This is a genomic window from Phormidium sp. CCY1219 (genome assembly GCF_055795085.1).
Window position 1 is genome coordinate 1 of record NZ_JAYFEQ010000387.1, and the last position, 11,053, is coordinate 11,053.

At 53.0% G+C, this 11,053-nt stretch carries 6 protein-coding genes; 5 read left to right on the forward strand and 1 reads right to left on the reverse strand.

Going from position 1 to position 11,053, the window contains the following annotated elements; translation table 11 throughout:
* A partial coding sequence (locus AC0QH1_RS07670; RefSeq protein ID WP_324630435.1) for a two-partner secretion domain-containing protein occupies positions 1–2,981 on the reverse strand: 2,981 nt, incomplete at its 3' end.
* A 990-nt stretch (positions 2,982–3,971) separates the two neighbouring features.
* On the opposite strand from AC0QH1_RS07670, the gene AC0QH1_RS07675 reads away from it, so the two are divergent.
* From AC0QH1_RS07675 to AC0QH1_RS07695, 5 genes are all read left to right on the forward strand, one after another.
* A complete protein-coding gene (locus AC0QH1_RS07675) occupies positions 3,972–5,102 on the forward strand; it encodes a DegT/DnrJ/EryC1/StrS family aminotransferase (protein WP_324630436.1) in 1,131 nt (376 codons plus the stop codon).
* A gap of 76 nt (positions 5,103–5,178) precedes the next feature.
* Complete coding sequence (gene crtB / locus AC0QH1_RS07680; protein WP_324630437.1) at positions 5,179–6,072, forward strand: cyanoexosortase B; 894 nt, start codon at positions 5,179–5,181, stop codon at positions 6,070–6,072.
* Positions 6,073–6,159: 87 nt separating this feature from the next.
* A complete protein-coding gene (locus tag AC0QH1_RS07685; protein ID WP_324630439.1) occupies positions 6,160–6,927 on the forward strand; it encodes a cyanoexosortase B system-associated protein in 768 nt (255 codons plus the stop codon).
* A 204-nt stretch (positions 6,928–7,131) separates the two neighbouring features.
* A complete protein-coding gene (locus AC0QH1_RS07690; RefSeq protein ID WP_324630440.1) occupies positions 7,132–9,855 on the forward strand; it encodes an SLBB domain-containing protein in 2,724 nt (907 codons plus the stop codon).
* A gap of 265 nt (positions 9,856–10,120) precedes the next feature.
* Positions 10,121–11,053 (forward strand): GumC family protein (locus AC0QH1_RS07695; protein ID WP_442957293.1); only part of this gene is annotated, 933 nt, incomplete at its 3' end.

The window sequence follows — 11,053 nt, forward strand, 5'->3', positions numbered from 1 at the left end:
TGTTCTGGGGTGGAATTGTCGGAATTTTCGGTTTGTTCTGACTCGGTAGGTTGTTCTGGGGTGGAATTGTCGGAATTGTCGGTTTGTTCTGACTCGCTGGCGGTGTCGTTCTCGGAATTGTCGGAATTGTCGGTTTGTTCTGACTCGCTGGCGGTGTCGTTTTCGGAATTGTCGGAATTGTCGGTTTGTTCTGACTCGCTGGCGGTGTCGTTTTCGGCATTGTCGCTTTCTTCGGATTGTGCGGGTTGTTCGGTGGGAATGGCACTGAGTTGAATGGAAGGTTGGGATAAAGTTTGTCCGGTGGTCAAGGTGTCGCCGGATCCGGTGGTGATGGCGGCAGTAGTGCCGTTAGAGAGGGTGCCATCTTGATTGGCGTCGCCGATTTCAAAGGTGGTTTCGCCGTGACGGATAGCGATCGCGCCGCCTTCGGTTGCTGCTGTGGAGATACTTGCTTCCACGCCATTTTTGGCGGTAAAAGAGCCGATCGCCCGTACTGCACCGGTGGTTTCGATCGCCACATTGCCGCCTTGGGTTTCGCCTTCGGCGTTAATCGAGGTGATTTCGATATCGTTGCGATTGCTTGTGAGGGTGACATCGCCGCCCTTCCCGATGGTGGAATCGGTGGCGATCGCCTCACTGGAAATCCCGCTTTCTGCCCGCACCCCCACATCACCGCCATCGCCACTATCGGAGGAACTGTTTAAATTGCCCGTGGTAATCTGACTGGTTTGGCTATCGAGTTCGATATTGCCACCGGGAGTGCGGATGTCTGCACTGCTGACGGATCCGCCCCCGGAAATTTGGACGCGCTCACCTCGGGTTTGCAGAGACTCCCGCAGGTTGGCGGTACCGGTGGCGGCGATCGCAATTTCGCCCTCGGCGACTACCCGGGAATGAAAGGAGATATTGTTGCCGCGAACGGACAAACGGGCCAAAGGAGTTTCGTTGCCGATGCTTTCTTCTATTACCACATCACCTGCGCCGGTGTCAAGAGATAGGGGAAAATTGCCGTTAATGGTACCGGTGATGGTGAGATTGCCCCCGGTATCGGCGGGGGAATCGGCGGTGAGGGTGCGAAATGTCCGACTGTCGGTGAGGGCGATCGGCCCATCGAGGCGAATGTAGTTATCCTTGGTGGTGAGATTGCCGGGAGTGATGGAATCGGGGGCGGTTAAAGAAATGGAGCCACCGGTTTGGGAGGTAGAAGAGGCATCCAGGGATTGGGTAGCGATCGCGCCATTGAGACTGGTGAGGGAGATATTGCCGCCTTGGGACGCGATCGCCTCCGCCTGCAGATTCTCGCCACTGGTGAGGGAGATATTGCCGCCCTGGGACGCGATCGGCCCTGTTTGAATCTCCCGGGTTGCTCTAGCGGTGAGGGGAGTTTCCGACGCCTCCAGGGTTAGGTCTCCCACGAGAATATTGCTCTCGGAATCGAGACTTAATTCGGTTGAGGGAGACTCGCCAGTGGTGGAAGTCTCCGATGCGGTGATTTCAATGTCACCGGTCTGGATTTTACCATCGGTCTCAATTTTCAGGGACACGCCACTATAGTCCCCGCCGATGGCATCGCCTTGGGCGTTGAGGGTGAGTCCATCTGCACTGGTGAAGGCGGTGGGATTTGAGGAAGTATCGAGAATCGAAAGATGACCGCCACTGTGGAAAACCCCATTCAGGGCAATGATGCCATCGCTGAAAAAGCTTAAATTGCCCTGGGTTTGCCACTGGGACTGGGAGTGGTTGGACAGATCGATTTCGATTCCATTAGCGGCGCGAATCTCCACATTGCCCCCGGCGTCTAGTTGCAGGGGATGGGCTTCGCTATCGTGGAATTGCACGGTTTCCTCGGCGTCTAGGGTCAGATTGCCATCGATATGCAGTTGACTCTCGCCGATCGCGATTTCGCCGCGAGAGCGAATGGTGGCACTGCCCGCCCCCGCCTCCATTTCTTGCAACTGCACTGTTTCCGTCGCTTCTAGGTGTAAGATGCCGTCAGTTTGCACGTCGCTGGCGAGGGCGATGAGGCGATCGCGCCCTAAAACAATGCCGGTACTCGCCGTCATCTCATTGGTGGTCACCACATCCCCGGCGGAAATTTCCATCCCAGAACCGCTCAGGGTCAAGGTGCCATCCTCGTTTTGTTGCACTTGCGTGGCATGAGTTCCCCCCGGGCCGGTGAGCAATTGAGGCAGAGAACGCGGTTCGATAGGGAAGCCTTGGTTGGGGTTTTGGCGGATTCCTTCCCAGTTATAGTTTTCCACCTCCAAGCTCAGCAGATGTCCGGTTTGGCTAATTCGCACCAAACTCTCTCCCGGAACTGCAGCAACGGTGATATGTCCCCCTGCGGAGAGGGTGCCGAAATTGAGAATCGTGCCCGCGAGCAAGGTTAAGTCTTGTCCTTGTCCCACGGATAGGTTTCCGGCGTTGAGAATTGTCCCCGGTTCGGGCATGGTAAAGGCAAAACGATTGGGGGTGCCGATTAAATCGGCGTAGTTATGTTCTCCGCTGGCATAAAACCAGCGCACCCCCAAGGATTCTTGTAATCCGATGCGATCGGCGGTGGTAGCCATAAACGATCCGGGTACATTTAAACTGGCTCCCGAACCGAAGACGATACCTGCCGGGTTCATTAAAAATAAGTTAGAATTGCCCCCGGTGAGTTTAATTAAACCATTAATAATTGAAGGGTCGCCGCCGTTGATGCGACCGAGAATATTCTCAATATTGGGATGCGAGACAAAGTTGGCGATTTGATTTTCGTTTAGGCCAAATTGCTCGAAACTATGGAAGAGATTCGCCCCATTGTCCGATTGTTTGCCGCCGGTAATTTCCAACTCGTTCCCATTTTGGGTAACGCTGGTGTTCGTATCGCCGTTGGGAACAATGGGTTGCGATCGCGTCGGTTTGATGGTTGCGGTTAGGGCGATCGCCAGGGTCGCCAGCCACAACAGGTAATAGATGCAACTCGTTTGTGATGGCATGGATTTTATCTTGGTTTTGAACTGAGCGGCTTTGGGAGAAGAAGGCGCGACTCAACAAAGGAAGTTTATCTGAGAATCGGGGGGTGGCTGGGGCATCACGGGGGCTTTTCGATCGCCCCATTAGTTTGCTTGCGCCTGTCAATCCGAATATCTCATGCAAAACCGGAACCCTAAACAAAGCGGTTGGATTTTGAAATGCGATCGCTTCCGACCGCTAAAAAGAATTGTTCAACCTCGTGAGGGATTGTTTGGTTTTCCTTCGAGCAAAACTCGAGGGAGTAAAAGGGGTTCTCCGTTGTTCCAGTTGAGCGGGGGATTTTCCGAGGGAGACATCGCCCCTAGTGGTTTGGGGTGGAAATCCGGGTGGGATTGATTCAACCCAAGCAGGCGGGGGATCGGAACTTCTCTTCTATTCTACCCTAGGCGACAGCTCTAGCTGAGGCTGCGATCGGCGTCACACTTTTCTGTGCAGTTTTCTCAGCGCTTGTTAAGTCTTGATTAATTTTTATTTTGGCATCGCTTTAACAGATGGCAATTGAGAATCACGTTTCAATTGGGTTTGACAATTATTGTAAATTTGCATTAACCTGTATAATTATTACCCAATCGATGGAAGGGTTATGGCCTAGGATTTGGAACGCGATCGGCAGTTCGAGTCAAGGTAGGGGTGAGGGGAAACCAGAGAATTTTTATCAGCAAATCGCCCAAAACATGAGAAAGAGTTCATCTTGGGGGCGAGAGTCAAGCCGAGGAAAAGGGCGATCGCCCGGCCAAAGCTTTACAAACTCTTCATAATTAAACCTACCCAATTTGCTGTCAATCCCGCATAACTAGATCTTAGGGGGTGACATCCCGCAGCCGAAAGTCGGTGTTTGGGGATTGCCCCGCCCCAAACCCCAGGGGAAGGCTAATCCCCAGCTTGTGAAGCCGCAGATTAGCCATTAGCAACCGGCAACTTGCCACAATTTATAAATTACGGTAATCAATCTCATGCCAGTGACAGTTCCATTTGTTGACCTCAATCTGCAACACCAACCGATCCAATCCCAGATCGAACAAGCCATTCAGGAGGTGTTGCACCGAGGAGATTTTATCTTAGGCCAAGCCCTGAGAGAATTTGAGAGTGAGTTTGCCAAGGCTTGTGGCGTGGAGCATGGGATTGGAGTGGCCTGCGGGACCGATGCGATCGCCTTGGGACTCAATGCCTGTGGCATCGGTCCGGGAGACGAAGTAATCTTACCGGCCAACACCTTTATTGCCACCCTCATCGGCGTCTTGCACGCGGGCGCTACCCCAATCCTGGTAGAGTGCGACCCAGACACCGCCTTACTCGACCTCAACGCCGCCGAAAAAGCCATCACCGCCAAAACCCGGGCGCTGTTGCCGGTGCATCTGTACGGGCAACTGGTTTCCCCCGCACAACTGCAAGACCTAGCCAATGCCCACAATTTGCTGATTTTTGAAGACGCCGCCCAAGCGCATCTCGCCCACCGAGAGGGAAAAACCGCCGGATCCGTGGGAATCGCTGCCGGGTTTAGTTTCTACCCCAGCAAAAATCTCGGTGCCTTTGGAGATGGGGGAATGGTGGTGACGCGAGATGAAGCCATTGCCACAAAAATGCGAACCTTGCGAAACTATGGCGCGCCCCAGAAATATCGCCACACCGAACTCGGAACCAACAGTCGTCTCGACACCATCCAGGCGGCGATTCTGAAAACCAAGTTACCCTATTTAAAAGACTGGAACCAAGCCAGATATGCTTGTGCCCAGCACTACGATGCCTTGCTCGAACCCTTGCAAGAGAAAGGAATCGTACCGATTCGCAACTGCAGCGGTTCCGGTCACGTTTATCATCTTTACGTGATTCGCGTCACCGACAAGTGCGCGATCGATAAAGCCACCTTCCAAGAAAAGCTGGCCTCCCTAGGGATTCAAAGCGGTATTCATTACCCCTTGCCTTGTCACCTGCAACCGGGATACCTGCATTTAGGGTACAAAAGCGGACAATTTCCCAACGCCGAAATGCTTTGCGAGCAGATTGTCTCCTTACCCATGTATCCGGGACTGCAAGAAACCCAAATCGAGCAAGTGGTTGATGCGATTAAATCCGCAGTTGATTGAGCGAAAAAAATCGAAGAACGCTCCTTTCTCCTTCCTTATTCCCCCTGTAACATCCACCCTTGAAAGAGGTTGAATCATGCAAATCGGGCGCAGATTACCCTTAGTCATCGAACGCAACTACATCTGGATTCTGATTGGAATTTTAGCGCTTCTCTACGCCCCATTAATTCTCCATTGGTACGATGGTTGGCTCAACAAAAGCATCAGCCTAGAACATGAATACTTCAGTCACGGATTGATTGGTTTGCCATTTGCCGCCTATATTGCTTGGAGCGACACTCGCAAGCGCTGGCATCGCTTAAGCGATCGCCCTCATCCTCTCGGTGCCCTCTTGCTCTTCATCGGGGGAGTATTCTATCTCACCGGATTGCCGGATTTCGTTAACTTATCCTTTCCCTTGGTACTCGCCGGCACTTGTTTGTGGCTCAAAGGATTGCCCGGATTAAAAGTAGAAGCCTTTCCCCTATTACTGGTATTACTTGCCACCCCCACAGAAGTACCTTATTTAATCGCTCCCTATACCCTACCGCTACAAAGTTTTATCGCAGGCTTTGCCGGCTTTATCCTTTCCCACTTAGGAATCAACGTCACCGTAGAAGGGATTTACCTGTTCGTGAATCAAAGAATCGTAGAAGTTGCCCCCCACTGTGCCGGATTAAAAATGCTACTAACCAGTCTTTATGTTGCCTTAATGTTACTGTACTGGACCGGGGCATTGGCATCGCGAAGCAAAACGATTCTGTTTTTAGGCAGTACCGTAGTGCTCAGCGTCTTCGGCAATATTATCCGCAATACCCTGCTGACCTTTTTTCACGGAACCAGTCAAGAACAGATTTTTCACTGGCTGCATGAAGGATGGGGAGGGGATTTGTACTCAGCTTGTATGTTAGGACTGTTAATTCCGTTACTCACGGGGATAGAATGGCTGGTGGACTATTTTGATGATGGTTCATCAGCCGAAATGTCTTAGTCGATGCGGGCGATCGCGCATCAAGAGTTGGGTGCCACCGTCACTAGACGCCGAGAAAAGAAAAACTCCATCAAGAGAATTTGGGTTATGTACCTGTCTAAATTACTGCACAATTATTCTTTACCCAGAGCGTTATTGCTGGGGTTTGCGATCGCGATTTTAGCAGTGGGAGCCGTTCCGGGGTATATTACGGGGAAATGGTCCTGGATGTCGCCACCGGAAGTGGCCAACCTGAAGCAAATCAAAACGATTCAGGAAAGCGGACTAGATATCCCGGGATGGAAAACGCTAAATCGTCAGATCCTCTCTGTGGGAGGTCAAAAATGGCTGCGTCAGGATGTGGAAAACCAGGAGGGATATCAAGCCATGCTGCTGCTGTTCAATCAAAAGGGCGCGATGGATCGGCCGCAGGTGGAATGGATGGATATTGATGGGTATTGGCGATGGACCACGGATTATTATGGTTCCCTGGAATTTACAGTGGAGAAAGACGATGTAATGCAGGGGTTAGAAGCTTCCCGCGATCGCTTACCGAAAAACATGGCGCAAACTGCGCGAGTCAAAGCATTGTTTTTCCGGAGTCGAAGCGATGGCCAAACTTTTGCAGTGGCGCAGTGGTATGCTTGGCCCACCGGGGGAAATGCCGCACCCGCGAGTTGGTTTTGGCGCGATCGCCTCGCCCAGTTCCAGCGCAATCGCATTCCCTGGGTTGCCGCCAGCATTATCCTGCCAATGGAACCCTTAGGAGACCTAGAAACCGTGCGACCCCGCGCCAAAGCACTGGGCAAACAAGTGCAAGCGGCATTGATGAGCGGCCCATTTTATGAGAAATTAAGCACTGAAAAGTCAGAATGAAGCAATAGAAAATTCAAAATCCGTGGCATAATTTGCTCCCGTGGAAAGGTTTTTTTAGCCGCAAGTGACTGTTAGTTAAAATCGGCAAATGGAGGAATTGTAAATCAAGAATTTAGCATGAATAATTAGAAAAATACTGGCGCTGCGCCAGCTTGCTTTTCGATTTTTTGCCCGTAGCAATTCGCTGTAGGTTTGGACGTGCAGATGTTGGACTTTTTCTTTCGCCGCAATTTTCAATTGATCGCCATTACCCTTGCCAGCCTTCATGGGGGAACCTCGACGTTAGCGATCGCCGCACTGTTGTGGAGTCTAGAGGCTCATCCACTAGCCTCCAGTGCCAGAGCGCAAACCCTGCCGGAAATTCCGCAGTCCCCGCCGCAACCTCCCCAGCAACCCGCAGCGGACAGCCCCAGGTCATCCACAGCGCCCACCACCTATTGCCCCACGGTGCAATCCATGCCAGCACCCGCCCTGCGCCAGGGGTTAGAATCTCCCGGTCCGGAACCCCTGCCCCCGAGACCCCCAGGAGCGATCGGGCAACCCCCGCCAGCGGTGGTACCACCCCCCACACCTCCCATACCCGCCGCACCAGCCACACCGCCACCGGATCTGCAATCCCCAAACGTCATTCCCGTAGCGCAGTTTCCGCCGCAAGTTTACACCCTCGCCCCTGGAGACCAAATCTTTATTGACGTTCAACCCTATCAAAACGTCACCGGCGCGCAAGCGCTCAACCCCCAAGGCAAAATCGTACTTCCCCTCATCGGGCCGGTGGACCTGCAGGGGCTAACCTTAGAGCAAGCCACGCAAACCCTGCAAACCGGGTTAAATGAGTTTTTAGTCGATCCGCGCGTCAACGTCACCTTAGTGGCGCAACGTCCGGTGAACCTCACCATCACCGGAGAAGTGACCCAACCCGGGTTTTATACCTTTCCCGCCCAAACCGCCCGCGTGACCGACGTTTTGGCCAACGTAGGCGGCACCACTCCCGCCGCCGATTTGGGATCCGTGTTGGTTCGGCGTCCCTTGGGGGATGGAAGGTTTTTGCAGCAACGGATAAACCTTCTGCAACCCCTGCAAGCCGGGAGTCCGCCGCCGAGGTTCTTGTTAGAAGATGGGGATATTCTGATCGTGCCGAAAATCGAGCTAACCCAGAGACAACCGGATAATTTAGTCGCGCGATCGCGTCTCTCCCCTCCGCAAGCAGTAGCTATCCGCGTGCTCGGCGAAGTCACCCGCCCGGGATTTTATAACCTGCCCCCCTCAGTAAATCCCGTGCAAGATGCCCTGGTATTAGCCGGCGGCTCTACCCCCACCGCCGACCTGAGAGCCGTGCGAGTGCGCCGCGTCCTCAGCAATGGTCGCATCAGCGAAGAAATCGTGGATCTGTACACCCCCCTGCTCACCGGCAGTGCCTTCCCCGATCTGCGCCTAGGCACCGGCGATGTGGTGATCGTGCCAAAACTGACTTTAGAACAAGCCCGCAACTATAACAGCACCGTCGTTTTCAATTCCACCTTAACCGCTCCCCAACCGGTGGCTATCACCGTCCTCGGCGAAGTCAGCCTTCCGGGGTTGCATGTGCTCGGTCCCTCGCCCAATCCGATTTCCACCGCCTTGCAAACCGCAGGCGGAAGTACCCCCGCCGCCGATTTGCGATCGGTGCGGGTGCGCCGCCTACTTCCCGACGGCAGGTTTAGCGAAGAAACGGTCAATCTGCTCGCGCCTTTGCAAAATGGCACCCCGTTCCCAGACCTGCGCCTGGGGAATGGTGATGTGGTGATCGTGCCCACCCAAGACTTAGAAGCCGCTAGAGAATACGACAATACCCTGGTCTCGAACTCCACCCTCGCCGCCAGACAACCCGTGTCGATTACGGTACTCGGAGAAGTGGCACAGCCCGGGTTCCACGTGCTGGCTCCCTCGCCGCGTCCGATTCCCACCGCCTTGCAAACCGCAGGCGGTGCGACCCCGGGGGCGGATTTGCGATCGCTGCGCGTCTGTCGCGTACTTCCCAATGGGCGGGTGAGCGAAGAAATTGTGGACCTCTACACCCCCCTGCAAACCGGCCAACCCCTCCCGGATCTGCGTCTCGGCAATGGCGACTTGGTAATCGTCCCCAAATTGTCCTTAAACGAACAGGGGGAATATAACAGCACGTTAGTCTCTGAATCCACCTTAGCCGCACCGCTTCCCGTGAATATCAGCGTCCTCGGAGAAGTGGCACAACCGGGATTTTATACCCTCCCTCCGTCACCCCGTCCCGTCGCCGATGCCTTGTTGCTCGCCGGGGGCATTAATTCCAGCGCCGATCTGCGGGAAATTCGCGTGCGCCGCGTGCTAGAAAATGGCACGGTAACGGAAGAAAATCTAGACCTGTACACCCCTCTGCAAACCGGCAAACCTCTCCCGGATCTGCGTTTGGCCAATGGAGATGTGTTGTTCGTGCCGAAGGTGGATAGCAGTACGGATGAATATTACGATCGCTTCTTGGTCTCGCGCTCTACCTTGGCCCAAGAGCAGATCCTCATCCGCATTTTAAGTTATCCTGGAGGAGGGATTAATGTGGTTCCCATCCGCAATGGCGCGACTTTTGCCGATATTGTCAATACCATTCCTCTCGCTACTGCGGATCTTGACAGCATCGCTTTGGTGCGCTTCGACCCGGAACAGGGGGAAGCCGTTACTCAAGAAATTAATGCCAAAGAGTTGCTGATGGGCGACCTTTCGCAAAATGTTCCCTTGCAAAATAACGATGTGATTGTCATCGGTCGCAATCTGGTTAGCAAAATCACCTATTCTCTCAATACCTTTACCCAACCTTTCCGGGATGTTCTCGGCTTTTTACTGTTTTTTGATTCTCTGCGCGATAGCGCTACTCTGTTATTTGGTCCTGGGGGCGATGATAATGATGATGAGAATAACTAACTGGACAAACTCTGGCAATAAATCTTTTAGCAGTGGTGGTGAAAAAATCAGAGGATTATCTATCGCAGGTTTTATTTGGGTGAAGTCCGTAATCAGAATTTGTCATTACCTCTCGGGCATCAAAACCGGGCAGTATTCATTGAGATTAAAAGCGCTATCAAGATTTGTTTAAAGAGTCAATGTATGGATTAAATAAACTCTTTTGCGCGTAATTTGCATCGATATTAGTTCAATAAAATCTTTAAATTGATTAAGGTGAATTATCATGGCTCCACCAATTCTCAAACGTTATTTTATCGCTTTTGGCAAATACAAATGGTTTGGATTTGCAGCGTTTATCCTGGCTGTGGGGGCATCGGGATTGGTGGCGATGCAGCCACCGCCATCGGTGAGCTATAGATCGAAAGGCGTGCTCGGTTATACGACCCCCTCGGTAATTTTTTCAAGTACGGGAAGTGAAATTCAAGAGCAGGGCAAACAACTGCCAGAAGAAATTCTTTTGGCGGAAAACGTGCTTGAAGCGGTGAGCGAAAAGGTGAATGAAAAGCCGAGGAACATCGGGAGGCGGGTTTCGCTGAAAAATCGCCCCGATAGGGGGATAGTCGAAATTGCCTATACCCACGAAACGCCCGAGAAAGCCCAGGCGATCGTCGAAGGGCTGATGGAAGCGATGATCGAGCAAAGCCGCCTCGTGAACACCCAGGCGTTGCGAAGGATGATCGAGGCGATCGAGAAAAGGGTGCCCGAGGCGCTCGAGGATCTCAGAACCGCAGAACAGGCCCTCGAAGAGTTTGAACGGGAAGAAGCGGTGCCGATTTTGGCGGCGAAAAGTGGGGGATTGGCGGGGGCGATCGTTGGGGCGCAAAACCAGCAAGAGCAATTGCAGCTACAGTTACAGGGAATTGAAGGACAAATTATCAGTTTGGAACAGCGCTTGGGAATGAGCGCCGATCAAGCCTATGTGTCGCAAGCGCTGAGTGCCGACCCGATTATCGCCCAGTTAAGAGCCTCTCTGCATCAAATCGAGTCCCAGCGGGAACTGCTGAGCAAAAATTTCCGGCCTCAACATCCGCAGATGATTGAATTGGAAAAGCAGGAAGAGGCTTATAATCAATTGCTCGAGTGCGATTCGTTCCCGCAAAAGTGGAGGGTAAATGCCCGAAACGTAAGCGGGGCAAGGAACACAGCCCCAAAAGGC

Bases quoted from the DNA above. Each gene is read 5' to 3' on its own strand.
- AC0QH1_RS07675 (WP_324630436.1), top strand. From the start codon at position 3,972: ATGCCAGTGACAGTTCCATTTGTTGACCTCAATCTGCAACACCAACCG.
- crtB (WP_324630437.1), top strand. From the start codon at position 5,179: ATGCAAATCGGGCGCAGATTACCCTTAGTCATCGAACGCAACTACATC.
- AC0QH1_RS07685 (WP_324630439.1), top strand. From the start codon at position 6,160: ATGTACCTGTCTAAATTACTGCACAATTATTCTTTACCCAGAGCGTTA.
- AC0QH1_RS07690 (WP_324630440.1), top strand. From the start codon at position 7,132: ATGTTGGACTTTTTCTTTCGCCGCAATTTTCAATTGATCGCCATTACC.